We start from the raw sequence: 26,033 nt of genomic DNA, 5'->3' as shown, positions 1-26,033 counted from the left end.
GGGGACCCCGCACGGTGCTCGGCACGAAGGAGGAGTCACGATGAGTGCAGCAGACGAGCAGAGCACGACGACCGAGCGCGCGGTGCTGGCCGGCGGATGCTTCTGGGGCATGGAAGACCTCGTCCGGAAGATGCCGGGCGTGAAGTCGACGCGCGTGGGCTACAGCGGTGGCGACGTCGCCAACGCCAGCTACCGCAACCACGGCACCCACGCGGAGGCCCTCGAGGTCGTCTTCGACCCGAGCAAGCTGTCCTTCCGCGAGCTCCTGGAGTTCTTCTTCCAGATCCACGACCCGTCGACGAAGAACCGTCAGGGCAACGACGTCGGCCTGAGCTACCGCTCGGCGATCTTCTTCACCTCGCCCGAGCAGGAGCGCGTGGCACGCGACACGATCGCCGACGTCGACGCCTCAGGGCTCTGGCCCGGCAAGGTCGTCACCGAGGTCGAGCCGGTCTCCGAGTTCTGGGAGGCCGAGCCGGAGCACCAGGACTACCTGGAGCGCATCCCGTGGGGCTACACCTGCCACTTCGTGCGCCCGGGCTGGAAGCTCCCGCGCCGCGCCGAGGTCGCGGAGCAGGCCACCGCGTAAGCACGTCCACAGCGCCCGGCACCTCGGTGTCGGGCGCTGTGCTGTGCGTGGACCGGCAGGCTCAGGCCGACAGGCTCAGACGCCGTCGGCGCGCGAGGAGTTGACGGCGTCGGACGCCAGTCGTGGCGCGAACCGCGGGTCGAACTGCAGCGGTGGATCGTCGGGTGACGCCAGTGACGGCTTCCCGAGGCGGACCCACTCGAGGTACTGGAGATAGGGGTCGGACCCGGCATCGACCGGCGCATCGACGATGCGCTTGCGTCCCCACGGCCACTTCCACCCCACGATCAGCATCCTACGGACGGTTCCTGAAGATCTGCGGACCATCGCGCCACGATCTCGCAACGATGCCTCCAGCCGTCGGTCGCATTCGCTTGACGGATAGAAAGTTGTCCATCGGTCGTCGGTGCTGTCATGATGAAGCACGGCGGAGATAGCTAGACAGTCGAGATACTTCGAGGGGTTGTCCGGACCCGGTCGCTGCACCTGCCGAGAGAGGTCGTTCCATGGGCTCCACCGGCAGCGAGACGTCCGAACTCCGCCGCGCCTGGGTGGAGCAGCTCACGGCCGACCGCTTCGGCGTCTTCGTCGGCGACAGCCGCGTCGGGTTCATCGACGTGGACTGGCCGCTGCACGTCGCCCTGCGCGGGACCGACTACGAGACGGCGGTCGAGGTCGATCGTGCGATCCGGTTCGATCAGGCGCTGCGTGCCGTCCTCGCCGCCTGAGTGGCCTCCGGTGTCCGGCGGCTATGATCGCAGCACGATCCGGGTGGACCATCGGCCGGGCGACACCCGGTCGGGCCTGCGAGGCGGAGGGGGACTGACATGACCGACTCCTCCAGCGCCGAGCCGTGGGCATCCGGCCTCCCGGTCCTCGAACTGCCGATGTTCCCGCTCGGCTCCGTGCTGTTCCCGCACATGCCGCTCGCCCTGCGGCTCTTCGAGGAGCGCTACCTCACCATGCTCGCCCACCTGCTCGAGGCGGAGGATCCGGCGTTCGGGGTGGTGCTCATCGAGCGCGGGCGCGAGACGGGCGGCGGTGAACACCGGTTCCGCACCGGGACCGTGGCCGAGATCGTCGAGGTCGACGGCGGCGAGGGCTTCGTCGCGGTGATCGCCGAGGGTGGGCAGCGCTTCGAGGTGACCGACTGGCTGCCCGACGACCCGTACCCGCGCGCCGAGATCCGCACGCTCGACGACCTGGAGTGGGACGAGCGCTGGGAGCAGCTGCGGGCCGAGACCGAGGCCGCGGTGCGGCGCTCGCTCGCCGTGGCCAGCGAGTTCAGCGAGCAGCAGTGGGCCTCGGTCGTGGAGCTCGCCGACGATCCGCTGGAGTCGTCGTGGCAGCTGGCGGGCATCGCCCCGGTGAGCGAGATCGACCAGATGCGGTTCCTCTCGGCCGGGTCGCTCGAGGAACTGCTGGTCGGTGTGCGCGATCGCGCCACGGAGGCCGGCGAGGCGTTCATCGCGGGCGGCATCGCCGACGCGGACGACGAGGACTGGGACATCCTCGGCGGCTGAGCCCCGACGTCGCACCTCGACAGGCTCGGTGACCGGGTGCGCTCGTGACCGGGAGCGCTCGGTGACCGGTTGGGTTCGGTCCCCGGAAGCTCGTCTCCCGCTCCACCATTCACCGACCCTCCCGCTCCGCCGGTCACTGAGCTTCCCCTCCGCCGGTCACTGAGCCTGTCGAAGTGCCCTTGCGCATTCGTGGAAACGCTTTACTATTTCCTATAGGATCTTTTTGACCGGGAGCACCAGCCCCGAGCAGTCCTTGAGCGCAATGGAGCATCATGACGGATACGACCGCGACCGCGTCGACCCCCCGATGGACCGCCGACACCTGGCCCATCGCCACCTGCCTGCACGGCATCCCACCCGTCGATCGCAACGGCGTGTCCCTGCACGACGCGGAGCCCGAAGCCTGGGACGACCTCTTCGCGCAGGTCGCCGGCGTCGGGTTCACGCTCGCAGAACTGCCCGACAGCCACGTCCGACCCGCCGACCTCGAACCGTCCCGTCGCGACGAGTTCCTCGCCATCGCGAAGTCGCACGGCGTCGGCGTCCCGTCCGTCCACCTGCAGCGCCAGAGCGTGATCATGCCGGGCCACGAGGAGCGCAACCTCGAGTACGCGCACCGCACGATCGACGCCGCCGCCGAGTGGGGGATGCAGGTCTTCTCCACCGGCCTGCACCAGCCGTTCAACGACGCACAGCGCAAGGCGCTGTGGTTCTGGACCGCGCAGGGCCCGAAGGACCCCGACGACCCCGAGGTCTGGAAGGCCGCCGTCAGCCGCATCCGCGAGCTCGGCAAGCACGCGGCCGACGTGGGCCTGCCGCTCGCACTCGAGCTCTACGAGGACACCTACCTCGGCACGGCTGACAGCGCGGTCCGGTTCGTGGAGGAGGTCGGGCTCGACAACGTCGGCCTGAACCCTGACGTCGCGAACCTCATCCGCCTGCACCGCCCGGTGGAGGACTGGCGCGAGCTGTTCGCCAAGACCCTGCCCTACGCCAACTACATGCACGTGAAGAACTACACCCGCGACGAGGCGGCCGACGGCAGCTGGGCGACGTCCGTGCCCTCCACCATGGAGGCCGGGCTCATCAACTACCGCCAGGTCTTCCGCGACGCCGTCGAGCTCGGCTTCAACGGCATCATCCTGGCCGAGCACTACGGCGGCGACAGCCTCGGCATGTGCTCCACCAACCAGAAGTACATCAGGACCCTGCTGCCGCAGGCCTGATCCAGACGACCACAGGAGAGCTTCATCATGACCACACACACCATCGCCGTCGTCGGATCGGGGTACATGGGCGGCGGCATCGCCCAGGTGCTCGCGCTGTCCGGCGCCACCGTCCGCATCGCCGACATCTCCGAGGAGATCGCGCGCAAGAACTACGACCGCCTCATCGCCGAGGCCGAGCAGTTCGTCGCCGACGGACTCTTCCCCGCCGACGCCGTGGAGCGGATCCGCGCCAATGTCTCGCCCGCAGCGTCCATCGAGGAGGCCGTCACCGGAGCCGACTTCATCGAGGAGGCCGTCCCCGAGAAGATCGAGATCAAGCACGAGACCCTCCGTCGCATCAGCGCCGCGGCCTCGCCCGACGCCATCATCGGCTCGAACACCTCGACCATCCTCATCGGTTCGCTCGCCGAGGCCGTCACCAACCCGGAGCGGTTCCTCGGCGTCCACTTCTCGAACCCGGCCCCGTTCATCCCCGGCGTCGAACTCATCCCGCACGAGACCACCGACGATGCGGCGATCGCCACCGTCGAGGAGATCGTCGCGGCGACCGGCAAGGAGACCGCCCGCGTCAAGGACGCCACCGGCTTCGTGCTCAACCGCCTGCAGTACGCGCTGTTCCACGAGGCGACGCAGCTCGTCGAGGAGGGCGTCGCGACGCCCGAGGACATCGACACGATCGTCCGCACCACCTTCGGCTTCCGGCTCCCCGTCTTCGGTCCCTTCGCGATCGCCGACATGGCCGGACTCGACGTGTACTCGTTCTGCTACGCCTCGCTCCAGACCCGGTGGCCCGAGCGGTTCGCCACGCCGGACTCCCTCAAGGAGCTCGTCGACGCCGGCAAGTTCGGCACCAAGTCGGGTGCCGGCTACCTCGACGTCCCGGCCGACCGCACGCCCGAGCTGATCGCCTACCGCAACAAGGCCTACGTCGCGATCAAGCAGCTCATGGACGAGCTCGGCCCCGCGCCCATCAACTGAGCCCGGCCCCGACCGAGCGCACCGTCCGGCTCGATCGGACATCGACGTCACCACTCCCACGCAGAAAGGCCGGCCATGACCGCCACCAGCTTCCCCGAATCCAAGACCGTCGTCCTCACCGGTGCAGCCTCCCCGCGCGGCATCGGTCGCGCCTCCGCCCACCACCTCGCCGAACTCGGCTGGAACATCGGGATCATCGACCTCGACGAGGCTGCGGCGCAAGCGGTCGCCGCCGAGATCGCGGAGCAGCACGGGGTGCAGGCGGCCGGCGCCGGCGCGAACGTCGCCGACGAGGCGCAGGTGCGTGCCGCGTTCGACGCGCTCGAAGCCGCCCTCCCACAGCTCGTCGCCCTCGTGAACCTCGCGGGTGTCGCCTCACCCGTGCCCTACCTCGAGGTGAGTGCCGACGAGTGGAAGCGCGTCATCGACATCAACCTCAACGGCGTCCACTACACGACCCGCCGTGCGGTCGAGTCGATGGTGTCGAACGGCGTCGGTCGCGTCGTCAGCCTGTCGTCCGTCTCCGCCCAGCGTGGCGGCGGCACCTTCAGCAAGACGGCCTACTCGGCGGCGAAGGCCGGCGTGATCGGCTTCACCCGCAGCGTCGCCCGCGAGCTCGGCCACGACGGCATCACGGTCAACGCCATCTCGCCCGGACCCATCGACACCGACATCATGGGCGGCACCCTCACCGAGGAGCGCAAGACGGCCATGGCCGCCGACGGCGTCCTGCCGCGCATCGGCACCCCACGCGACATCGCCGCCGCCATCGCCTACCTCATCAGTGAGGACGCCGGCTTCGTCACCGGTCAGACGCTGAACGTCGACGGCGGCCTCTACATGCACTGATCCACCACACGCACCACGAGCGAACGGAGCAGCACCATGCAGCACCTCACCGGTCAGTGGACCAAATCCCGGTTGATCTTCCTCGGTCTCGGCGTCGTCTTCGTCGGCATCGGCCTCTGGATGATCGTCCCCTCGATGGTCTCCTGACCAGCAGCAGCAGCAGCAGTAGCGCCAGCAGCACCCACCCGCACCAGTCATCTCAAAGGAGAGTGTCTTGTCCACACCCAATCCGCCGGCGATCGGATCGACCAACGATCCGGCGCTGAAGTCGGCGATCCGCAAGGCGTCGAAGCACCTCATGCCGATGCTCGTCATTTTGTACTTCGTCGCGTTCCTGGACCGCACGAACGTCGGCTTCGCCGAGGAGGCGCTCAGCGTCGACCGCGGCATCTCGAACGGTGCCTTCGCCCTCGGGGCCGGCATCTTCTTCATCGGCTACGCGATCTTCGAGATCCCGAGCAACCTGCTGCTGAAGAAGTTCGGCGCCCGGTTCTGGCTCGCCCGCATCGCGGTGACCTGGGGCATCGTCGCCGCCCTGTTCGCCTTCACGACGAACGACACGATGTTCATCGTCCTGCGGTTCCTGCTCGGCGTGACCGAGGCCGGGCTCTTCCCCGGCGTCATCATGTTCCTGTCGGAGTGGTTCCCGAACAAGGTCCGCGTCCAGATGTTCTCGATCTTCTACCTGGCGCAGCCGTTCTCGCAGATGCTCGGCGCCCCGCTGAGTGGTGGCCTCATCAGCTTCGGCGACGCCCTGACCCCGTGGCACGGCTGGCAGGTGATGTTCTTCGCCGAGGGCATGCTCGCGGTCCTTGCCGGCTTCGCAGCGCTCTACTTCCTCACCAACTCGCCACAACAGGCGAAGTGGCTGGATCAACAGGAGAAGGACTCGTTGACGGCCGCGATGGAACGCGAGGACACCGTGCGGCAGTCGGACGGCCCGACCGGTATCGCGAAGGCGATGACGAGTTGGAAGGTGTGGTACTTCACCATCATCTACTTCTGCCTGCAGATCGCGGTGTACGGCACGACGTTCTACCTCCCGCAGCAGGTGGCGAACCTCATCGGCCAGGACGTCGGCTGGCAGGTCGGTCTCGTGGCGGCCATCCCGTGGCTCGTGGGTCTGTTCGCCTGCTACTACGTGGGTCGGAACGCGAACACGGTCGTCCGTCGTCGCACCTGGGGAACGATGTTCTACATCTCCACCGGCGTCTTCATCCTGGCCTCCGCTTGGGCAGGCGCGAACAACCAGCCGATCCTCGGCATCCTGTTCATCACCATCGCGGTGGCGAGCTTCCTCTCGGTCGGGCCGATCACGTGGGCCTACCCGACGGCGTTCCTCACCGGCACGGCTGCAGCGGCGGGCATCGGCCTCATCAACTCGCTCGGTAACCTCGGCGGCTTCGTCGCCCCGATCATGCGCACCGGGATCAACGAGAGCGTGCCGACCGACAGCGGCGTGTGGGGCGTGGTCTCGCTCGGGGTGTTCGCCTTCCTTGCGGCCGCGATGCTCTACTGCACCCGGTTCTTCCGTGGGGCGAAGGCGGACGAGCTGCTCGAGACGACGGCGAACCGCACGGCGCACTAGTCACGACGCAACACCCGGACGGGGTCGATCGCTCAGGCGGTCGGCCCCGTTCTGCGCCCTTCGACAGGCTCAGGAACCGGTTTGGGGCGGCACAGGGACCGGAGCAGGGCGACTCGGGGACCGGAGGACTCGGTCCCTGAGCCTGTCGAAGGGTGTGTGCCCGGCCCTGCGGCTGTCAGATCCCGGTCCCTGAGCCTGTCGAAGGGCGGCTCAGTGCTCGGCGTCGCTGCGGGCGCGGGTGCGCACGAGCTCGATGTGCGAGCGCATGGCCGCCGCGGCGGCCTCGGGGCCGTCGGAGAACGCGTCGAGGATGGCGCGGTGCTCGACGACCGCCTGGTCGGCGTCGGTGACGCCCGTCTCGACCGTCTGGCGCATGCGGTGCACGCGGGTGGAGATGCCCTCGGACATGTCGAGGAGGAAGGGGTTGCGGGTGCCCTCGAAGATGAGGTGGTGGAAGTTCCAGTCGACCGCGAAGTATTCGCGGAGGAGTGCGACGGGGATCTCGCCGGCCGACGCCGCGGCGCGCACCCTGGCGGTCATCTCGACGTGCTGTGCGAGGGCGACCTCGAGGGCCGGGACGAGCTCGTCGGCGTGGGCGGCGGCCAGCGCGGTGGCGCCGCTCTCGAGCACGATGCGGGCGTCGAACAGCGACTCGAGCTGGTCGTCGGCGAGCGGCGGTGCCACCCGGTAGCCCTTGTGGGTGACCCGGGTGACGAGGCCGGTGCGCTCGAGCTGGACGAGCGCCTCGCGGACCGGCGTCGGCGAGACGTCGAGGTCGCGGGCGATCGCGTCGATCGACAGGCGGGCACCCGGTTCGATACCGGAGCTCAGGAGCATGTCGAGCACCAGCTCGTAGACGCGGTCGCGCAGACCGCGGCGTTCGAGCGAGGAGGAGGCGCCGAGCGGGAAGACGGCATCAACCACGGCAGCCTCCGAAGGGTGTGCTCGAGGCGTCGTCACGGAGGGGAACCTCCGGTCGAGCGGCCGCGATGATCGTCGAGGACCAGTTTACGGGGCCTCCAGGCGTCATCGCGGCAGGTCGGAGCCCGCGCGGTCGAGGCCGGCCACCTCGTCGAGCACCAGCGAGAGGGCTGCCGGATCGTGGGCGAAGCGGCCGAGGAAGACCCCGTCGACCGCGTCGCCGATCGTGGTCAGCAGGCCGGGTCCGGCGCTCCCGCCGTAGATGACGGCTGAGGAGGTGTCGATGTGCCCGGCCGCGGCGAGCGCGTCGAGGTGGCCGCGCAGCCGGAGGCACACCGTGCGGATGTGGGCTGGACTCGCGGCCTCGGTGGCGCCGATGGCCCAGTGTGGTTCGTAGGCGACGATGACGCGGCCCACGATCCCGGCGGCGACCGCCCCTGCCAGAGCGTCGTCGAGCTGTGCGACGCACTCCGCGGCCGCCACCTCGGCGTCTCGGTGCTCGGCCTCGCCGATGCACAGCACCGGCGCGAGACCGTTGCGGAGCGCGGCGGTCGTCTTCGCGCGGACGACATCGGGCGTCTCACCGAACAGTCGGCGCCGCTCCGCGTGCCCGACCTCGACGACCTCACAGCCGACCTCTTGGAGCTCGGCGCCGCTCACCTCGCCGGTGAACGCCCCGGTGTCCTCGGTCGCGAGGTCCTGAGCCCCCACGGCTGCGACGCCGCGGAGCCGCTCGACCGCGCCGGTCACCGAGAGGTATCCGGGGATGACGAACAGCTCCGCCGCGCCGGATCGGAGTGCGTGGTGCTCGGCCGACACCCCCGCGACGACCGAGCACCAGTCGAGCGTCTGCGCGTGCCCGAAGTACATCTTCAGGCTCACGCCGACGAGTCTGGGACGTCCTGACATCAGGACGCTTCGTATGCGCTGATCTCCTGCACCTTGTCGTTCGACGCGCTCGAGGCGTCGAACTCGTAGGTGAGCCACTCACGCACGTTGCGGCGGGCGAGTTCGATGCCGACGACCCGCTGGCCCATGCACAGCACCTGGGCGTCGTTCGAGAGCACTCCGCGTTCGACGGAGAAGCCGTCGTGCGCGGTGACGGCTCGGATGCCCTGGACCTTGTTCGCCGCGATCGCGACGCCGAGGCCCGTGCCGCAGATGAGCAGCGCGCGGTCGGCCTCGCCGCGGGCGACGATCTCGGCCGCAGTCACCGCGACCGTCGGGTAGTTGGTGTGGCCGTCGGCGTCGACCCCGACGTCGACCACGGAGGCGACCAGGTCGCTCGCCTCGAGGTCACGCTTGAGGATCTCCTTGTAGTCGTAGCCGGCGTCATCGGAGCCGATGACGATTCGCCAGGTGCGGGTCATGGTGTGCCTTTCGTGGTTGGCCCTTCGACAAGCTCAGGGACCGGGGTGTCGCTTCAGGGACCGGGGTGTCGCTTCAGGGACCGGGGTGTCGCTTCAGGGAGCGGGGCGTTTGTTCAGGGAGCGGGGCGTGTGTTCAGGGAGCGGGTTGTCAGGAGCGGGCGTTCAGCGCTCGGCGAGCAGGGTGCCGACACGCTCGACGATGAGGGCGAGGGAGACGGCTCCGGGGTCCTCGACGCCGACGGCCTTCGAGCCGTGCGAGCGGGCGCGACCCATGCCGGGCATGAGACCGGCCGTGTCGTGGGCCGCGGTGGTGGCCGCTGCCGCCGCCGTGGTCCACGCGGTGGAGAGGTCGTCGCCGGCGGCGACGCGTTCCGCCAGCGTGTCGGCGAACGGGACCAGGGCGTCGACGAGCGTCTTGTCGCCGACGGAGGCCTTGCCGTACTGCATGACGGCGTCCTTGGCGGCGGTCACGCCCTCGCTCACAGCGGTGGCGGTCGGGCGCCCGGCGTCGCCGAGGCGCTCGCCGAGGGTGCGGAGCATGACGCCCCACAGCGCGCCCGAGGTGCCACCGGCGCGGTCGGACCAGGCGTCGCCCGAGCGGTCGAGCAGCGTCGCGACGCCGGCACCGGCCTCACGCAGGCGCTCGGCCTCGGCGGCGGCAGCGGTCGCCCCGCGGTCCATGCCGATGCCGTGGTCGCCGTCGCCGACGATGGCGTCGAGGCGTCCCAGCTCGTCCGCGTGCTCCGCGAGGAGCTCCTGGATCGCGGAGATCGCGTCGGCCACGACGGCTGCCGACTCCTGCGACTCGGGCGAGGCGTCCGGCACGACGAAGGCGACGTCCTCGGTGTCGTCGGCGGCGACGGTCTCGAGCGCGCCGGAGTCGACGGCGCCCGTGCGGAACGCGGGCGTGTCCGCAGCGGCACTCCACAGTCGCTCCAGCTCCTCGTCCACCCAGAGCAGGGTGAGCGAGACGCCGGCCATGTCGAAGCTCGTGCAGAACTCACCGACCTGCGGATCGACGAGGGTGATCCCGGCGTCCTCCAGTAGGGAGGCGATGCGGTCGTAGACGACGAACAACTCCTCCGACTTCACGGAGCCGAGGCCGTTGAGGATCGGGACGACGCGTGCGCCGTTCGGCGTGACGCCGTCCGGGATCTCGGCCTCGTTCAGGAGGTGGTGCACGAACAACTCCGCCAAGCCGTCGGCGGAGGGGATGTCGGTCTCGTCGATACCGGGCTCGCCGTGGATGCCGAGCCCGACGGCCATCCGTCCCTCCGGCACGGAGAACAACGGCTCGTCGGCACCGGGCAGCGTGCACCCGGAGAACGCGACGCCCATCGAACGGGTGCGGGCGTTGGCGAGGATCGCCACGCGCTCGACGTCGTCGATGGAATACCCACCAGAGGCAGCGCCGCCTGCGACCTTGAAGACGGTGAGGTCGCCCGCGATCCCGCGCCGCTTCTCGAGTTCGGTGGGCGGTGCGCTGAAGATGTCGTCGGTCACGGTGACGGTGCGGCAGTCGATGCCGTCGGCGCGCACGGCGTCCTGGGCGGCGGTGAAGTGCAACACGTCGCCGGCGTAGTTGCCGTAGCTGAGGAGGACACCCCGTCCCTGTTCGCTCGCGCGGACGACGCTCTCCACCTGGTGTGCCGACGGTGAGGCGAAGAGGTTGCCCATGGCCGCACCGTGAGCGAGTCCCGGTCCGACGAGGCCGGCGAAAGCGGGGTAGTGCCCGGATCCGCCACCGATCACGAGGGCGACCTCCGGTTCCGCGGACTTCGTGGAGCGCGACACCCCGCCGGAGACCTTGCGCACCCAGCGTCCGTTGGCGCGGACGAAGCCGTCCACCATCTCATCCGCGAAGTCGGCCGGTCGGTTCCAGAGCCTGGTCATCTGCATCTCCTCGTCATCGAGTCCGTCGATCCGGCGCGAGCCGGCACATCGCGATAATCCTATAGGATATTGGAACCGACCGGAACCCTGGGCTGCGCACAACTCAGGACGCCACGGGCGAGTCGGCGCCGTCGGGCGGCAGCCGGAGGCGACGCGCCGGGGAGCACCTGAGTTGTGAACGTGTGAGTCGAGGGACGCACGTGGCCGGCGTCCCGACGGCTGAACCTGCCGAGGCTGGAGTGGGGGAGACTCAGCCCCGGCAGGTTCGGCGATCGGGACGCCGGCGATCAGGGACGCGCGGCGGAGGACTCCGTGGGCGTGGCTTCGACGTGTTCGGCACGACGTGCGGCGAGGAGCGAGGGCGTGATCGCGAAGGTGATGCTCGAGGATCGGCGCGGCGCGGTCGCCCGGAGGAAGCCGAGCCGTTCGGCGAGGGCGATGGACCTGGTGTTCTCCGGCTCGATGACGGCCGTCACCGTCTTCGCCCCGAGCTCGCGGAAGGCCAGGTCGATCATCGCCTCGGAGGCCTCGCTCGCGAGACCGCGTCCGCCGACGGCGGGGTCGAGGACCCATCCGATCTCGACCGAGCGCTCGGCGGGGTGGACCTCCCGGAGATGCAGGGAGACATCGCCGACGAGCTGCCCGTCGTGCTCGACGGCCAAGGCGAGGAAGTCGCCCGACTGCCAGAGGCGGCTGTGCCGGACGCGGTGGCGCAGGTGCTCACGGGACGCCTCCCGGTCGCGGACGGGCCACGGCAGGTGCTCGACGACCTCGGGCGTGGACTGGATGCGGTACCAGGCCTCGGCGTCCTCCAACCGGTGGCGACGCAGGACGAGACGGTCGGTGCTGATCGGGTGCGCGTCGACCGGAACCTCGATCCGCGGCCCGCGGAGGAACCGGGGACGTGAGACACCTGCCGGGAACAGGGGACGCAGAGCACGGACCGCGGCGGCGAGGCCGCTCCGGATCCGGTCCGCGGGCTCGGCCGTCGCTCCGGCCGTCCGACGACGGCGGGGGGCGAACGACGTGCCCAGGGGTTCTGCTCGGGTCATGCCCTCCACGGTAGGCACCGCGCCCATGGGCTCGGCCTGAAAAGATATGAGGCCTCTATGAATCGCCCGTCGCTCCCGCGCCTCGCAGCTCGACGACGGATAATCGACCCATGCCCTCCGACCTGCCAACGCAGATCGTCGACTCGGGGCGCCGCCGGGCGGTCCTCGCCAAGCTACCGCGGATGTACCGGGCCGACGGTTCACCCATCCGCGTCCTCCTCGTCGACGACGAAGCGGTCCTGACCGATCTCGTGAGCCTGGCCCTCGGCTATGAGGGGTGGGTCGTGGACGTCGCCATCAACGGTCGCGAGGCCGTCCAGCGCTACCGCACGGAACGTCCGGACGTCGTGGTCCTCGACATCATGCTGCCCGACATGGACGGGCTGAGCGTCCTGCGCCAGCTCCGCAGCTTCTCGCAGGGGGAGCCGGAATCGGGCACCCCGACGCTGTTCCTCACCGCACGCGACTCGGTGGACGACCGCATCATGGGCCTCACCGCCGGCGGCGATGATTACATGACCAAGCCGTTCTCGCTCGAGGAGCTCGTGGCCCGCCTCCGTGGTCTCCTCCGCCGCACTGCGCACGTCGTGTCCGACGACGACTCCCGCATCACGATCGGCGGGCTCTTCCTCGACGAGCGCAGCTACGAGGTCAGCCGCGACGGCGAGCCGGTGGCGCTCACGACGACGGAGTTTGAACTGCTGCGCTACTTCATGCGCAATCCGAAGCGCGTGCTGAGTCGTGCCCAGATCCTCGACCGCGTGTGGAACTACGACTTCGCCGGTAAGGCCAGCATCGTCGACCTCTACGTCTCCTACCTCCGCAAGAAGATCGACGCCGACCGGGCGCCGATGATCCACACCGTCCGCGGTGTCGGGTACGTGCTGCGGCCGGTCGAATGAGCACCGCATCGGTTCCGACCGCGGGTGTGCCGACGCCTCGGGCGAACCGGCGGCACCCCTGGACGCTGCAGCGACGGCTGGTGACGGGCATCGCGGCGGTCATCGCGGCAGTCCTCGCGGTGTCGGGCATCCTGACGATCGTCACGGTCGAAGGGTCAGTCACCGCCGTCGTCGACACGCAGCTCACCGGATCGATGGAGGCCTTCGAACACTCCGTGGTGAAGTTCCACGATCAGCAGGCGGGCGGGGGAGCCGTGGTGGACCCCGATGCCACGCGCGGTGAGCCCGGCTACGTCAAGCCGTTCGTGGACTACGTCGGCCACGGGCCCGGGACGCTCATCGCGCTCGTCGCGGACGGTGGGGTCGTCGATTCCGCGCGCTTCACCCAGTCCAACGCGACGGCGCTCGACGTGCGGACGAAGGCGCTCATCGAGCAGGCCGTCGCGGCCGACAGCTCCGAGCGACAGAACATCGAGTTGGGGTCGCTCGGCGGGTACCGACTCGAGTTCCTCGACCACGGCGACGGCGAGACCCTCGTGGCCGGCGTCTCGCTCGCCACCCCGCGGGCAGCCGTGCAGCAGGAGGCGATCGTCATCGCGATCCTCGCCGTGCTCGCGCTGGCGGTCACCATCGTCGGGGCGATCATCGTGGTCCGCCTCGGGCTCCGACCCTTGTCCCGCGTCGCCGCCGCCGCCGAGGAGGTGTCCACGCTGCAGCTCGAGCGCGGCGACACCGGGATCGACGTGCGGGTCGATCAGGCCGACACCGATCCTCGGACGGAGATCGGCAAGGTGGGCGAGGCACTCAACGGCCTCATCGACCACGTCGACCGTGCACTCGCCGTCCGAGCCGCCACCGACAAGCGCATGCGCCGGTTCGTCACCGACGCGAGCCACGAACTCCGAACGCCGCTCGCCGCGATCCAGGGCTACGCCGAGCTCACCCGCCAGGACAGCGAGAACCTCCCGCCCATGACGGAGCACGCGCTCGCCCGCATCGAGTCGGAGGCTACCCGGATGAGTTCGCTCGTCAGTGAGTTGCTCCTGTTGGCGCGTCTCGACGAGGGCCAGGACCTGCACCTCGACGACGTCGACCTGAGCGACCTCGTCGCCGCCGCCGTGAGCGACGCGGCCGTCTCGGCACCGGCGCACCACTGGTCGGTCGACGTGCCGGAGCGTGCGATCATCGTGCGCGGCGACCGCGAGCGTCTCCACCAGCTCGTCGTGAACCTGCTGTCGAACGCCGCCGTGCACACCCCGGCCGGCACCTCCGTGGTCACCCGCATCAGCGCACCGAAGAGCCTCGACGAGCCGCAGCGCGCCTCGCTGACGATCGCCGACGACGGACCCGGCATCGACGAGGCCTTCCTCCCCGAACTCTTCGACCGATTCGCCCGGGCCGACTCGTCGCGCTCGCGTGCCGCCGGCAGCACGGGCCTCGGGCTGGCGATCGCGCTGTCGATCGCCGAGGGCCACGAAGGGTCGATCGAGGTCGCCTCGTCGTCCGCCGGCACCACGTTCACCGTGACGCTGCCGTGGTCGGGCCCGTCCGAGGAGCACCCCGCCGTCCGGCCGGCGGCCGACGCCACCGGCTCGCGCCCGGAGGCGGTCACCTCGACGCGAGGCTGACGGCCCGTCCGGTCGTCGAGCCGCACCCGGTCGCCGAGCGCCACCCGGTCACCGAGCTTGTCGAGGTGCCCTTCGACAAGCTCAGGGACCGGAAGGGGTGGCTCAGGGACCGGAAGGGATGGCTCAGGGACCGGAAGTGGTGGCTCAGGGACCGGAAGGGGTGGCTCAGGGACCGGAAGGAGCGGCTCAGGGGGCCGGCCGGCGGAGGGCGATGAGCTGCTCCGCCGAGTGCGCGAGGTGCGCGCGGAGCTCCGCCTCGCCGTGGTCGCCGTTGAGCGCGTGGACGAGTCGGTCGTGCTGGTCGATGAGTTCCTCGGGCGGGAGGACGCTCCGGAGCTGCACCATGAACAGGCCGAGCTCGGCGAGCAGGCCAGCGTGCGCCTCGCTCAGTCGAGGGCTCCGGGCCGCGGCGACGATCGCGTGGTGCAGCTCGGCGTGCGCGACCTCGATGGCACGGTGATCGCCGGGTCGTTCGATGCAGATGCGTCGGAGACTGTCGTTCGCCGCGATGATCGAGGCCGGTGGGCGCGATGACGGCTCCACACGCGTTCGCAGCAGCCGGACCGCCTCGGCCTCGATCGCCGTCCGGTACTCCATGAGGGCGAGCACGTCCGCATCGCTGAACGACCGCACCCGTGCGCCGCGGTAGGCCTCGAACGTGACCAGGCGCTCCGCCGCGAGCGCCTGGAGCGCCGCTCGGACGGTGTGCCGGTTGACGCCGAACCGGGCGGTGAGGGCGGTCTCCCGCAACGGCTCGTCCGCGCCGAGCCGTCCGTCGAGGATGTCCTCCCGCAGCGCGTCTGCGACGGCGTCGACCGCGGTCATCGGGCGACCTCGCGACGGTCGATGCGCTTCGGTACGACGAGGATCGCGAGTCCGGTCACGAGCAGCGCGGCACCGACGACGGTGGACGGCCCGAAGGACTCTCCGAGGAGCAGGATGCCGAGGAGCGTCGCCGTCAGTGGTTCGAAGAGCGTGAGGGTCGCGACGCGAGACGCGGGCAGTCCGCCGAGCGCGTAGCCGAACAGCAGGTACCCCGCCACCGTGTTCACGAGCGCGAGCCACGCGACCGCGAGTGCGCCGGGTGCGGTGAGGATCCATGCGGTCTCAGTGGTGAGGAGGATCGGCACCGAGACGAGCGCCGCCCCGCCGAAGAGCGCCGCCATGGTGCCGAGCGGCGTCCACCCGTGCTCGATGAGCGCCTTGCTGCAGAGCGTGTACAGGGCGTAGGAAGCTCCGGCGCCGACGGACGCGAGCAACCCGTCCACCGAGACGGTCCCGATCCCGCCGCCCGTCACCCCGGACAGGACGGCGACGCCGGCTGCGGCGACGATCGTGGCCAGGAACCAGCGGCCGCTCGGGCGTCGACGGTGGATCGCCCATTCGAGGAGGCCGGTGATCGCGGGTGCGGAGCCGAGCGCGGTGAGCGTCCCGATCGCGACACCGTTGCGTTCCGCCCCGAGGAAGAAGAACGGCTGGTACGCGGTGACCCCGATCGTGCCGACGACGACGGCGACGATGAGGGCGGGCCTTCCGAGTTCCGCTGCGCGGGTCCGAGGTGGCGTGGACCTCGAGCGACGGGTGAAGGCCGCCCACACGAGGACGAGGAGCGCTCCGCCGAAGACGATGCGTGCAGCGCCGAACGCGACCGAGCCCACCTCGATCGGCAAGAGCGCGTGAGCCGTCCCCGTCGTCCCGAAGCACACAGCGGCGAGGATCGCGGCGGCGACGGACAGGCGCCCCGCGGCAGTGCTGCTGCCGGTCGTCGGGGTTTCTGTTGGCGAACGCGTCACGGGGACAGCCTGCCGCAGGATTGTGTAACAATCAAGGGCGGATCGGGATGCCCGGGGGACACGCCACGACGCCCGCCCGCTCGAGGAGCGGACGGGCGTCGGGTGGGAGAGCGGGTCAGCCGGCGTAGCCGCTGCTGATCACCGACACCCCGAGCAGCAGGGCTGCGCCGGCGGCGACGATCAGGGCGAGCGCCAGCATGGTGCCGGAGATGATGACGGCGGTGAGGGCGAAGCCCTTCGACTTCGGCTTGCGGGCGAGCGCGATGATGCCGAGCACGAGCGAGGCGATCGGCAGGAGCACGAACGACGGCGCGACGATCGCGGCGATCGACAGGGCGAACGCGATGATCGACAGTGTCTGGGTGGAGCTCTCGCGGTCGGCGGCCGTCGCAGCAGGCACGGGTGCGAGGGGCAGGGGGGTCGTCGGCTGTGTCGGCGCGACCTCCTGCACGGGCGTCGCCTGGGTGAGGGGCGCAGGGCCGAACGATTCGGTCGGGGCGTCGGCCAGGGTCACGTCCTCGGCGGGCGAGATCGTGGTGGACTCGGTGGTGGCTGAGGCGGACATGAGGTGGGTTTCCTTCCTCCGCGGTGTGCGGAGCTGACTCCGCACGGTGCGGAGCTGATCGGTTGATGGTTCCAGCCTCCTCGGATCGCCGCCGGGGCGCGTCGCCCGTGCGCCCGATCTCCCGTCCTCCCGCTGGATGATCCTGCGCGTCCGCTCCATGGGTCTCCGGTACCGCCGCCGTCGCTAGCACGGTTCGGGCTGACCCTCGGAAACGGGACACCGGGCTTCCGCAGGCGACAGCTGTGCGTTTATCCTGACGCCCATGACCCGCCGCATCGGAGCCGCTGTGCTCGCCCTGCTCGGAGCCTCCGCGCTCGCCCTCACCGCAGCCGTCCCGGCGGCCTCCGCCGCGACCACCTCGAGCTGGGCGACGTGGCCCACGTTCTCCGGTGCATCGGGGTCGTACCAGGGCACGATGACCCTTGCTGGGCAACCCGCCCTCACGGCGGCGTTGACGAGCGACTCGGTCGGCGGCGGTGGCGTCGGCGTCATCTCGGGCGCCTCGACCTGGCTGGCGGCGTCGACCCCGGTCGGCGCCAAGTACGGCAGCAGCCGCGATCAGCCCTACCTGAACCTCCGCCCGAAGGCGAACAACGCTGCGTCGCCCTCGACCACCACCTACTCCTTCGCGACGCCGACGCCGCCGTCCGGCTGGACCTTCGTCCTCGGCGACATCGACGCCGACCAGGTCACCGTGACGGCGATCGGCCCCGACGGTGTGGCACTCACCCCCGACGAGCTCGGGTTCAACGGAGGCTTCAACTACTGCGCTCCCGGACTGGTCGGCAAGCCGTCGTGCACCGGTTCCGCAACGGACGTCCCCACCTGGGATCCGGCGACGCAGGTGCTCCGCGGCAATGACGCAGCACAGGACACCGCCGGTGCAGCGGGGTGGTTCGAGCCGTCCGCCCCGATCTCCAGCCTCACCTTCTCGTTCCGGCAGCGGTCGGGTGCGCCCGTCTACCAGGCGTGGTTCGCGTCGATCGCACGTGACGTGACCGGCACCGTGACCGACCAGACCACTGGCCCGCTGGACGGTGTCGGCGTCCGCCTCATCGACCGCGACGGTCGGGTGGTGGCGTCGACCACGACCGCCGGCGGCGGCGCCTACACCTTCGCCGGCTACTTCGCGACCGACGGCTACACCGTGCAACTCGTTCCGCCGACCGGCAAGATCGCCGTCGGTCCCGCACGAGCCGCCGCGGACCTCACAGACGCCGACGCCGTCGCGGACTTCGCCGTCCGTGACATCGTGCCCGTCGCCGTGTCCGGCACCGCGCTCGACACGGACGGTGTGCCGATCGTCGGAGCCACGGTCACGATCGACGGCGCGGGCAGCGTCACCACCGACACCGACGGGAACTACCTCTTCGACACCGTGCCGGTCGGCGACCACACGGTGGTCATCACGCCGCCCGATGGTTACGCGGTGCAGAGCCCGCCGAACGCCTTCACGGTCCCGGTCGGCAGCGAGACACCCATCACCGAGCAGGACTTCGTGCTCGTCGCGAACCCCAGCCTCGGTGGGGTGATCACGTCCGGCGGCGTCGGTGTGGCCGGTGTCACCGTGAGCGTCGACGGTCCGAAGGGGGTCGAGAGCGCCGTCACGGCCGCCGACGGTTCCTACCGCTTCCCGCTCCTGCCCGCTGGCTCCTACGAGGTCTCGATCGTCGCCCCGGAGGGGTACGTCGTCTCCGGAGCGGCCACCCGGGAGGAGGAGCTCGCCGGAACCGATCTCGACGCGGTCGACTTCGAGCTCGCTCGGCTCGGCACCGTCATCGGCGACGTCCGGACGGACAGCGACGCCCCGGTGCCCGCAGCGACGGTCACGGTGACGACGCCGGGCGGCCCGGTCGCCCTGATCACGACGGCCGAGGGCTTCTACGGGCTCGCCGACCTGGCGCCGGGCAGCTACGAGGTCACGCTGACCGTCCCGGCCGGGTATTCGGTGCCCGCGGGTGGTGCCACGACGGCCACCGTCGTCGTCGGCACGGACGGTGCGGTCCAGACGGTGCCCACGTTCGTGCTCGTCGCCGACGCCGTGCTCGGCGGCCTCGCCGGAACGGTCGAGACGGAAGCCGGTGCACCGATCGCGGACGTGACCGTGACCGTCGAGACCCCGGCCGGCCCGGTCGCCGTCACGACGGACGCCGACGGTGCCTACGACCTCGACGGTCTCGCGCCAGGTTCCTACGAGGTGTCCGTGACGGTGCCGGAGGGCTACACCGCCGAGGGCGCCACGACGGCTACCGCGGTCGTCGCCGCAGACGGTTCCGTGGTCTCGGTACCGGCCTTCGTCCTCGTTCCCGACGCCGTCGCACCCGTGCCGTCGGCGAACCCGAGCGACCCCGCCGTTCCGAGCAACCCGGGTCGTCTGCCCTCGACCGGTGCGGACGCGATGCCGTGGATCGTCGCGGCCGGAGCGCTCTTCGTGCTCGGTGCCGCCGGTGTCGTCACCGCGGCCGTCCTGCGTCGTCGACGCGCGAATCGGGACGAGCTGTCCGGCGAATGACCGTTTGAACGACCCCTCGGGGATGGGAGGGTGCGGCTCGTCCGTAGACTTGGGCGAGCCGCGCCCCACCCTGGAGTGCGGGTCGCACTGCTGAACGGGGATCCGTGGACATCATCGGGTGGGTGAACGACGCCGCGACGGCGCTGCCCGATCCGGTGATCTGGCTCATCGGACTCCTGTTCACGACCGCCGAGTCCGGCCTCTGGCTCGGCCTCGTCGTCCCCGGTGAACCGGTGGTGCTCCTCCTCGCGGCCATGCTCGACTCCGCCCCCGGTGCCCTCGTGCTGTTCCTCGCGGTCGCCCTCGGCGGGTCACTCGGGGACCAGCTCGGCTACCTCGTCGGTCGTCGTTCCGGTGGTCGCCTCCGTGACTCGGCCATCGTCCGGCGTCTCGGCGTCGACGGCTGGGACCGCGCGGTCGAGGCGCTCGAGCGACGCGGGGCCCAGGCCGTCTTCCTCACGAGGCTCGTCCCCGTGCTCCGGTGCCTGACACCGACCGCCGCCGGGGTCGCCCGCGTGCCCTACCGGTCGTTCCTCGCGGCATCGCTGCTGGGTTCCCTCCTCTGGTCCGCCGTCTACGTCGGGGTCGGCTCCCTCGTCCGCGCCACGCTCGACACGGTCCGCCAGTACCTCGGCGCCACCGGCTGGGTGCTGCTGTTCGCGCTCGTCGTGTTGGTCACGGTGGTCGCGATCGCCCGATTCCGCCGAGGTGCCGCGATCCCCGGCGACGAGGCGATGATCCCGGTGACCCTGCACGAGAAGACGCCGCTCGCACGCCTCCGGACGCAGCTGTTCTCCGACGACGACTGGAAGAACCTGCCGAACGCGATCACGGCAGGACGCATCGTCCTGCTCCCGGTGTTCGCCGCCCTGGTGATCACCGGCTCCTACTGGGCTGCGCTCGTCGTCGGTGCGGTGGTGTTCCTGAGCGATGTCGCCGACGGGCAGATCGCGCGCCGCATGGGCACGGTCTCCGCGCTCGGCACCTGGCTCGACGGCGTGGCCGATCGCCTGACCGTGGTCGTGGTCGCCGCGTCGTTCGCCATCGCGCAGATCATGCCGTGGCAGGTGTTCGTGGTCATGATCGTCCCCGACCTCCTGCTCGCGTTCGTCGCCGTCGTCGCGTTCCGCGGGACGCCGGAGGTGCCGGTGAGCATCGCCGGAAAGATCCGGACGGTGTTCCTCTTCGTCGGCTTCTTCGCGCTGCTCATCGGCCTCGCGCTCGGCGGCGGGGATCCTGCGTCGGCGCTCTACCGGGTCTTCGGCGGGGTCGGCTTCGTCGCGATCCTCCTCGGACTCCTCGGCCACTTCGTCGCGGCGACCCAGTATGCGCGACGCATGGTCGTCACCTGGCAGCGACAGGGCGTCCGCGCGGCCCGCTGACCGCCGCGCCGACCGCCGTCGGAGGTCGCCGCCGGAGGGCACACGGCCACAGCGCAGGCGGTGTCGTTTAGGCTCGGAGCATGCCAGTCGACTATCCGGACCTCGTCATCTTCGACTGCGACGGCACGCTCGTCGACACGGAACGCATCTCCGTCCGGGTGAACCTGCAGCTACTCAACGAGGTCGGCGGCGACTACACCGAGGCCGAGGTGCGGGAGCTCTTCGTCGGCGCCTCGCTCGAGACGTACGCGACGCTCGTCGAGCAGCGCCTCGGGAAGCCGCTCGAGGCCGACTGGATCCAGCGCTGGAGCGACATGTTCCGCGGCATCTGCGAGCGCGAGCTCGAGGCGGTCGACGGGGTCGTCGACGCCCTCGACGGTATCGCTGCGACCGGGGTGCCGCTGTGCGTCGCCTCGAACGGGATGCTGCACGACGTCGTCCGCAACCTCGGGCAGGTGGGCATCCACGACCGCTTCGACGGGCGCATCTTCAGCGCGACCGACGTCGCCGTCGGCAAGCCCGCACCCGACCTCTTCCTGCACGCCGCCGCCGACTTCGACACGGCCCCCGAGCGGTGCGCGGTCATCGAGGACAGCGTCGTCGGCGTGCTGGCTGCCCGCGCGGCCGGCATGACGGTCTACGCCTACGCCGGTGGCATGACGCCCGCCGAGCGGCTCGTCGGCGACGGCACCCACGTCTTCGACGACATGCGTCTGCTGCCCGACCTCATCCGCGACACCTGGGCGACCTCCGCGGCACGCTAGCCCGCCCTGCGGAGTGGCAGACGCTCTCGCTCTCTCACCGCTAACCGATCGTGTCGCGTGCGTCCGTCTCCCGAGCTGCCCGCGCATAAAGGTGCTGCAGGACGAGTGAAATGACCCCGGCGCCGATCATGGACCACGCCTTCACCGGCTCAACACCTCGGATGAGCAACACGGCGCCGCCCACAGTCAGAACTGCGGCCAGCGTGACCGCGACCCATCGGATCTTGACGAGGAAGGCGAGCCACATAGGGCGACTGTAGGCCAAGCCATTGCGCAAGTCCAGGTCTGATATTTCAGGATGAGCTGGCCGCCATCAGTCTCGACTCCGGAGCTCTGGGAATTCGGACTCGTCCTCGCGGACGGTCGACGTGGTCGGTGCGGTCTGCGTTTGCGTGCCGACGGGCCCGGCCGCCGGCGACGTCGACACGTCGTGCTCCTTGGCGCGATGTCGGGTGCGTTCGCCGCCGCGCTTGACGGCCCGGTCGAACAGCTGTGGTCCGGTCGTCGCCAAGCGCCTCCAGGGGAGGGTGCCCTCGATCTCGATCTGCAGGGAGAAGCTCAGCAGGGTGCGGATGACGACGATGATCGCCAGGACGAGTGCGTCGGTCAGCGAGGGCGTCGACGTGACCGTCTTCACGAGGTCGGCGGCCACGAGGATCTCCAGCCCGAGCAGGATGACCGAGCCGATCGTCTCCCGCAGCATCCGGAAGGCCCGTGCACCGTCGCGCGTGCTCCACCACAGGCGGGCCGAGAGGGTGACGGCGATCACGAAGCCCACGACCATCGCCCCGACACCGGCGACCTCGAAGACGATGGTGACCAGCTCGAAGAAGTCCATCCCTCCATCATCCTCGCCCGCCCGCTGGACCGGAAGCCGGGCCGACCCGCTAGGGTGGTCGCGAGTGACACGGGGTGCCGATCCCACGACGATCGGCTGAGAACACACCCGTCGAACCTGATCTCGTTAGTCCGAGCGAAGGGATGTCGCGAATGAGCATTCGCACACCGCAGCAGTCTGCCCACCCGTCCACCGACGAGCCGTCCGTCGGCGAGTTCGCGAGCGCGTCCGGGGACCTCCTCGACCGCCTGCGCGAGCGCACGCCGCTCGTCCAATCGATCACGAACGCCGTGGTGACGAACTTCACCGCGAACGTGCTGCTCGCCATCGGCGCCGCTCCGGCGATGACCGACATCCCCACCGAGGCCGGGCCGTTCGCCAGCGTCGCCTCCGGGGTCCTCCTCAATCTCGGGACGCCGCAGGCGGAGCAGCGCGAGGCCATGGTCGAGGCCGCCACCGCCGCGAACGAGGCCGGCACCCCGTGGGTGCTCGACCCCGTCGCCGTCGGCTTCCTGCCGGTGCGGACGGCGCTCGCCGCCGAACTCCTCGCCCTCCGGCCGACGATCGTCCGCGGCAACGCCAGCGAGATCATCGCGCTCGCAGGACTGGGCGCCGGTGGTCGCGGGGTCGACAGCACCGACTCGGTCGACAGCGCGATCGAGGCGGCCACCGCGATCGCCCGCACCTCGGGTGCCGTCGTCGCGATCTCCGGCCCGACCGACGTCATCACCGACGGTGAACGCATCGTCCGATGCTCGAACGGGCACGCCTGGCTCACCCTCGTGACGGGCGGTGGCTGTGCCCTCGGTGCCGTGCTCGCCGCCTTCGCGTCGCTTGACGACGACCGGCTGCTGACGACGGTCGCGGCCACCACCGCGTACACGGTCGCCGCGCAGCTGGCGGCCGCGGAGAGCCGTGGCCCCGGCTCCTTCGCTCCCGCCTTCCTCGACCGCCTCCACCTCCTCGATGCCGACACCGTCCGCAGCCTGGCGGTGATCGCGTGAGCGCCTCGACCACCGCGGACCGGGTCCTCGCGGCCCGCTCGCACGCCGAGCTCGTGCGCCGCGGTATCGCCACCTACCTCGTCACGGACGCCTCGGCCAGCGGGGATCGCGGTGTCCTCGACGTCGTGCGCCGAGCCGTCGACGGCGGGGTGACCGCGGTCCAGCTGCGGGAGAAGACCGCGTCGGCGCGAGCGCTGTTCGACCTGGCCGTGCGTGCTGCGGAGGTCGTCGCCGGTCGGGCGCTGCTCCTCGTCGACGACCGGGTCGACGTGTTCCTCGCCGCCCGTTCCGCCGGTGCCGTCGTCCACGGCGTCCACGTCGGTCAGAGCGATCTCCCGGTCGACGCCGTGCGTCGCATCGTGGGACAGGCCGCCGTCGTGGGACTGACGGCGAACACCTCGGCGCACCTCGATGCGGTCGCAGCGCTGCCACTCGGGACGGTCGACTACCTGGGCGTCGGCGTCATCCGCCCGACGACGACCAAGCCGGACCATCCGGAGCCGCTGGGCGTGGAGGGGTTCGCCGCGATCGCCGCCGCGACCCCGCTCCCGTGCGTCGCGATCGGCGGTGTCTCGCTGGCGGACACGGCCGAGCTCCACGCCTCGGGTGCCGCGGGTCTCGCCGTCGTCTCCGCCATCTGCGCCGCCGACGATCCGGCCGAGGCCGCACGGGCGTTCCGCGCGGCCTGGACCGAGGTCTCGGCATGAGCGCCGCGGAACAGACGCTGACTCCGGCGTCGTCGACCGAGAACCGGGTGCACGGTCGACGACCCGTCACCATGCGGGACACACCCCGGGTGCTGAGCATCGCCGGGACCGACCCGACCGGTGGTGCCGGGATCCAGGCCGACCTCAAGAGCATCGCCGCGAACGGCGGATACGGCATGGCGGTCGTCACCGCGCTCGTCGCACAGAACACCCGGGGCGTCCGATCCGTGCACACCCCGCCCGTCGGGTTCCTCCGCGAGCAGTTGGACGCGGTCGCGGACGACGTGGTGATCGACGCGGTCAAGATCGGGATGCTGGGCGACGTCGCGATCATCGACACCGTGTCGACCTGGCTGCAGGAGACCGTGACCGGACCCGTCGTCCTCGACCCGGTGATGGTGGCGACGAGCGGGGACCGCCTCCTCCACCGCGACGCCGAAGCGGCCATGCGCACACTCCTGCCGCACGTCGACCTCGTGACCCCGAACCTGCCGGAGCTCGCCGTGTTGGCGGACGAACCGGTGGCGACGAGCTGGGCTGACGCGCTCGCCCAGGCGGAGCGGGTGTCGGCGCAGGCGGGCGTGATCGTGCTCGTGAAGGGCGGGCACCTGACGGGGACGACCGCGTGCCCGGACGCGCTCGTCGACGCCACCGGTGGTCTGGGCGGCGACCGATCACTCGTCGAGTTCGACGGTCTTCGAGTCGACACAGGGAACACCCACGGAACCGGATGCTCCCTGTCGAGCGCGATGGCCACCCTCGTCGTCCGTTCGGGGTCCTGGACCGAGGCGCTCGGCGAGGCGAAGGCCTGGCTCACGTCGAGCCTCCGGCACGCGGACGCGCTCGCGGTCGGCTCGGGCAACGGCCCGATCAGCCACTTCGCCGAGCTCTGGGCGTCGGCCGGGATGACATCGGGCCGCCAGGACGGCGCTGGCATCCTCACGGGCTGGTGGGAGGACATCGCCGAGCTGCGGGACCGGATCGACCACCTGCCGTTCGTCACGACGCTCGCGGACGGCACCCTCGATCCGGCCCGGTTCGCCTGGTACCTGCAGCAGGACGCGATCTACCTGCGGGCCTACTCGCGGGTCCTCGCGAGAGCGAGTGCCTTGGCGCCGACGGCCGAGGAGCAGGTGTTCTGGGCGACCGGTGCGGCGGGCTCCATCGAGGCCGAGATGGAGCTGCACCGCACCTGGCTCAGCATGTATGCCGTCGGCGGTATGGATGTGGAACCGTCGGCGACGACCACGGCGTACCTCGACCACCTGCACGCGGCGACCGTCGACGGCGACTACGGGCGGGTGGTCGCCGCCGTGTTGCCCTGCTTCTGGATCTATCAGGATCTCGGTGAACGGCTCGTCGACGCATCGCACGCGGAGCACCCCTTCGCCGCGTGGCTCGACACCTACGCCGACCCCGCCTTCGCGACGGCGAACGCCCGAGCGATCGAGATCGTCGCCGGGGCGGCAGCTCGTACGGACGAGGCCGGCCGGGAGACGATGCGTCGGGCGTTCCTGGCCTCGGCCGCGCACGAGGAGGCGTTCTTCGCCGAGCCGATACGATGAAGGCCGGATCCGCCGCCGCGATCCCGGACCACGACGAGAGGCCCCTGATGCTGACCAGCAACGAGTACTTCGACGGCAAGGTGAAGTCGATCGGGTTCACCACGAATGAGCCCGGTGCGGAGTCGGCCAGCGTCGGAGTGATGGAGCCGGGGGAGTACACCTTCACCACGGGCAAGGCCGAGGAGATGTCCGTGATCTCCGGCAAGCTCCGCGTGCTGCTGCCGAACACGAGTGCCTGGCAGGACTTCGGGCCCGACGCGCAGTTCAGTGTCCCGGGCAGCAGCAGCTTCCAGGTCGAGGTCGAGGTCACCACCGCGTACCTCTGCCGCTACCTCAACATCTGAGCGCCCTTCGACAGGCTCAGGGACCGGGGTGAGTGCG

At 70.5% G+C, this 26,033-nt stretch carries 27 protein-coding genes and 1 riboswitch; of the genes, 16 read left to right on the top strand and 11 right to left on the bottom strand.

Translation table 11 applies throughout. From position 1 onward, the window contains the following. Positions 1 to 40: 40 nt before the first annotated feature. Positions 41 to 589 (top strand): peptide-methionine (S)-S-oxide reductase MsrA, encoded by a 549-nt coding sequence (msrA, locus tag IFR14_RS18180; RefSeq protein ID WP_191941848.1) that lies wholly within the window; start codon positions 41 to 43, stop codon positions 587 to 589. Positions 590 to 664: 75 nt separating this feature from the next. On the opposite strand, the gene IFR14_RS18175 is transcribed toward msrA, so the two are convergent. Continuing rightward, a complete protein-coding gene (locus IFR14_RS18175) occupies positions 665 to 874 on the bottom strand; it encodes a hypothetical protein (RefSeq protein WP_124767435.1) in 210 nt (69 codons plus the stop codon). Positions 875 to 1,095: 221 nt separating this feature from the next. On the opposite strand from IFR14_RS18175, the gene IFR14_RS18170 reads away from it, so the two are divergent. The 6 genes from IFR14_RS18170 to IFR14_RS18145 all read left to right on the top strand — a co-directional run bounded on the left by IFR14_RS18170 (position 1,096) and on the right by IFR14_RS18145 (position 6,756). Further along, the gene (locus tag IFR14_RS18170) at positions 1,096 to 1,317 is read left to right on the top strand and encodes a hypothetical protein (RefSeq protein WP_191941847.1); all 222 of its coding nucleotides are present in this window, start codon (positions 1,096 to 1,098) and stop codon (positions 1,315 to 1,317) included. Between the two features lie 99 nt (positions 1,318 to 1,416). Beyond that, on the top strand, positions 1,417 to 2,112 hold the full coding sequence (locus IFR14_RS18165) for an LON peptidase substrate-binding domain-containing protein (protein ID WP_249407042.1): 696 nt from the start codon (positions 1,417 to 1,419) through the stop codon (positions 2,110 to 2,112). Between the two features lie 272 nt (positions 2,113 to 2,384). Beyond that, on the top strand, positions 2,385 to 3,338 hold the full coding sequence (locus IFR14_RS18160) for a sugar phosphate isomerase/epimerase family protein (RefSeq protein WP_191941846.1): 954 nt from the start codon (positions 2,385 to 2,387) through the stop codon (positions 3,336 to 3,338). A gap of 27 nt (positions 3,339 to 3,365) precedes the next feature. Beyond that, positions 3,366 to 4,319 (top strand): 3-hydroxyacyl-CoA dehydrogenase family protein, encoded by a 954-nt coding sequence (locus IFR14_RS18155; RefSeq protein ID WP_191941845.1) that lies wholly within the window; start codon positions 3,366 to 3,368, stop codon positions 4,317 to 4,319. A 75-nt stretch (positions 4,320 to 4,394) separates the two neighbouring features. Next, positions 4,395 to 5,168: an SDR family NAD(P)-dependent oxidoreductase gene (locus tag IFR14_RS18150; protein ID WP_124767434.1), complete on the top strand. Its 774-nt coding sequence runs from the start codon at positions 4,395 to 4,397 to the stop codon at positions 5,166 to 5,168. A gap of 214 nt (positions 5,169 to 5,382) precedes the next feature. Then, positions 5,383 to 6,756 (top strand): MFS transporter, encoded by a 1,374-nt coding sequence (locus IFR14_RS18145; RefSeq protein WP_228501934.1) that lies wholly within the window; start codon positions 5,383 to 5,385, stop codon positions 6,754 to 6,756. A 210-nt stretch (positions 6,757 to 6,966) separates the two neighbouring features. On the opposite strand, the gene IFR14_RS18140 is transcribed toward IFR14_RS18145, so the two are convergent. The 5 genes from IFR14_RS18140 to IFR14_RS18120 form a co-directional block, all read right to left on the bottom strand. Continuing rightward, complete coding sequence (locus IFR14_RS18140) at positions 6,967 to 7,680, bottom strand: GntR family transcriptional regulator (RefSeq protein WP_236555263.1); 714 nt, start codon at positions 7,678 to 7,680, stop codon at positions 6,967 to 6,969. Positions 7,681 to 7,782: 102 nt separating this feature from the next. Continuing rightward, entirely contained in the window at positions 7,783 to 8,559 is a 777-nt protein-coding gene (locus tag IFR14_RS18135; protein WP_342365738.1) for a triose-phosphate isomerase family protein, read from the bottom strand. Between the two features lie 26 nt (positions 8,560 to 8,585). Continuing rightward, positions 8,586 to 9,047, bottom strand: a complete 462-nt coding sequence (locus tag IFR14_RS18130) for a ribose-5-phosphate isomerase (protein ID WP_071258616.1) — start codon at positions 9,045 to 9,047, stop codon at positions 8,586 to 8,588. 162 nt (positions 9,048 to 9,209) lie between these two features. Further along, positions 9,210 to 10,940 carry a dihydroxyacetone kinase family protein gene (locus IFR14_RS18125; protein ID WP_191941844.1) on the bottom strand — a complete coding sequence of 577 codons (1,731 nt, stop codon included), beginning with the start codon at positions 10,938 to 10,940 and terminating at the stop codon, positions 9,210 to 9,212. Positions 10,941 to 11,227: 287 nt separating this feature from the next. Continuing rightward, on the bottom strand, positions 11,228 to 11,992 hold the full coding sequence (locus IFR14_RS18120) for a GNAT family N-acetyltransferase (RefSeq protein ID WP_191941843.1): 765 nt from the start codon (positions 11,990 to 11,992) through the stop codon (positions 11,228 to 11,230). Positions 11,993 to 12,102: 110 nt separating this feature from the next. On the opposite strand from IFR14_RS18120, the gene IFR14_RS18115 reads away from it, so the two are divergent. Together IFR14_RS18115 and IFR14_RS18110 are read left to right on the top strand one after the other, a co-directional pair. Next, complete coding sequence (locus tag IFR14_RS18115; RefSeq protein ID WP_446728099.1) at positions 12,103 to 12,894, top strand: response regulator transcription factor; 792 nt, start codon at positions 12,103 to 12,105, stop codon at positions 12,892 to 12,894. Beyond that, positions 12,891 to 14,522: a sensor histidine kinase gene (locus IFR14_RS18110; protein ID WP_191941842.1), complete on the top strand. Its 1,632-nt coding sequence runs from the start codon at positions 12,891 to 12,893 to the stop codon at positions 14,520 to 14,522. Before IFR14_RS18115 ends, IFR14_RS18110 begins: the two co-directional genes overlap by 4 nt. 186 nt (positions 14,523 to 14,708) lie before the next feature. Here the strand turns inward: IFR14_RS18110 and IFR14_RS18105 are convergent, their stop codons facing one another. From IFR14_RS18105 to IFR14_RS18095, 3 genes are all read right to left on the bottom strand, one after another. Continuing rightward, positions 14,709 to 15,347 carry a GntR family transcriptional regulator gene (locus IFR14_RS18105; protein WP_191941841.1) on the bottom strand — a complete coding sequence of 213 codons (639 nt, stop codon included), beginning with the start codon at positions 15,345 to 15,347 and terminating at the stop codon, positions 14,709 to 14,711. Further along, complete coding sequence (locus IFR14_RS18100) at positions 15,344 to 16,315, bottom strand: DMT family transporter (protein WP_229939939.1); 972 nt, start codon at positions 16,313 to 16,315, stop codon at positions 15,344 to 15,346. Before IFR14_RS18100 ends, IFR14_RS18105 begins: the two co-directional genes overlap by 4 nt. 115 nt (positions 16,316 to 16,430) lie before the next feature. After that, on the bottom strand, positions 16,431 to 16,880 hold the full coding sequence (locus tag IFR14_RS18095; RefSeq protein WP_191941840.1) for a stage II sporulation protein M: 450 nt from the start codon (positions 16,878 to 16,880) through the stop codon (positions 16,431 to 16,433). 262 nt (positions 16,881 to 17,142) lie between these two features. Here IFR14_RS18095 and IFR14_RS18090 point away from each other — a divergent pair, with 262 nt between their 5' ends. The 3 genes from IFR14_RS18090 to IFR14_RS18080 all read left to right on the top strand — a co-directional run bounded on the left by IFR14_RS18090 (position 17,143) and on the right by IFR14_RS18080 (position 21,538). Continuing rightward, positions 17,143 to 19,392, top strand: a complete 2,250-nt coding sequence (locus IFR14_RS18090; protein WP_191941839.1) for a carboxypeptidase regulatory-like domain-containing protein — start codon at positions 17,143 to 17,145, stop codon at positions 19,390 to 19,392. Between the two features lie 104 nt (positions 19,393 to 19,496). After that, complete coding sequence (locus tag IFR14_RS18085; RefSeq protein ID WP_191941838.1) at positions 19,497 to 20,774, top strand: CDP-alcohol phosphatidyltransferase family protein; 1,278 nt, start codon at positions 19,497 to 19,499, stop codon at positions 20,772 to 20,774. Between the two features lie 80 nt (positions 20,775 to 20,854). Beyond that, positions 20,855 to 21,538, top strand: coding sequence for an HAD family hydrolase (locus tag IFR14_RS18080; protein ID WP_137243990.1), 684 nt, complete (start codon positions 20,855 to 20,857; stop codon positions 21,536 to 21,538). A gap of 40 nt (positions 21,539 to 21,578) precedes the next feature. Here IFR14_RS18080 and IFR14_RS18075 read toward each other — a convergent pair whose 3' ends face one another. Both IFR14_RS18075 and IFR14_RS18070 read right to left on the bottom strand, forming a co-directional pair. Beyond that, positions 21,579 to 21,785, bottom strand: a complete 207-nt coding sequence (locus IFR14_RS18075) for a hypothetical protein (protein WP_191941837.1) — start codon at positions 21,783 to 21,785, stop codon at positions 21,579 to 21,581. Positions 21,786 to 21,851: 66 nt separating this feature from the next. Further along, positions 21,852 to 22,376, bottom strand: coding sequence for a DUF1622 domain-containing protein (locus tag IFR14_RS18070; protein WP_191941836.1), 525 nt, complete (start codon positions 22,374 to 22,376; stop codon positions 21,852 to 21,854). 60 nt (positions 22,377 to 22,436) lie between these two features. Next, positions 22,437 to 22,537: riboswitch (TPP riboswitch) on the top strand. Here IFR14_RS18070 and thiM point away from each other — a divergent pair. The 4 genes from thiM (at position 22,529) to ppnP (ending at position 25,996) form a co-directional block, all read left to right on the top strand. Beyond that, a complete protein-coding gene (gene thiM / locus IFR14_RS18065) occupies positions 22,529 to 23,380 on the top strand; it encodes a hydroxyethylthiazole kinase (protein ID WP_191941835.1) in 852 nt (283 codons plus the stop codon). Its footprint overlaps the riboswitch before it by 9 nt. After that, positions 23,377 to 24,087: a thiamine phosphate synthase gene (gene thiE, locus IFR14_RS18060; protein WP_342365737.1), complete on the top strand. Its 711-nt coding sequence runs from the start codon at positions 23,377 to 23,379 to the stop codon at positions 24,085 to 24,087. The genes thiM and thiE overlap by 4 nt, the downstream gene beginning before the upstream one ends. After that, positions 24,084 to 25,652, top strand: coding sequence for a bifunctional hydroxymethylpyrimidine kinase/phosphomethylpyrimidine kinase (locus IFR14_RS18055; RefSeq protein ID WP_191941834.1), 1,569 nt, complete (start codon positions 24,084 to 24,086; stop codon positions 25,650 to 25,652). Before thiE ends, IFR14_RS18055 begins: the two co-directional genes overlap by 4 nt. A 47-nt stretch (positions 25,653 to 25,699) precedes the next feature. Further along, on the top strand, positions 25,700 to 25,996 hold the full coding sequence (gene ppnP, locus IFR14_RS18050) for a pyrimidine/purine nucleoside phosphorylase (RefSeq protein ID WP_191941833.1): 297 nt from the start codon (positions 25,700 to 25,702) through the stop codon (positions 25,994 to 25,996). Positions 25,997 to 26,033: the final 37 nt, after the last annotated feature.

The sequence above is a fragment of the Plantibacter sp. CFBP 8775 genome (genome assembly GCF_014839505.1).
GTDB classification, from domain to species: domain Bacteria; phylum Actinomycetota; class Actinomycetes; order Actinomycetales; family Microbacteriaceae; genus Plantibacter; species Plantibacter auratus.
Note: the sequence above shows the minus strand (reverse complement) of the source record. Positions and strands in the feature narration are given on the sequence as shown.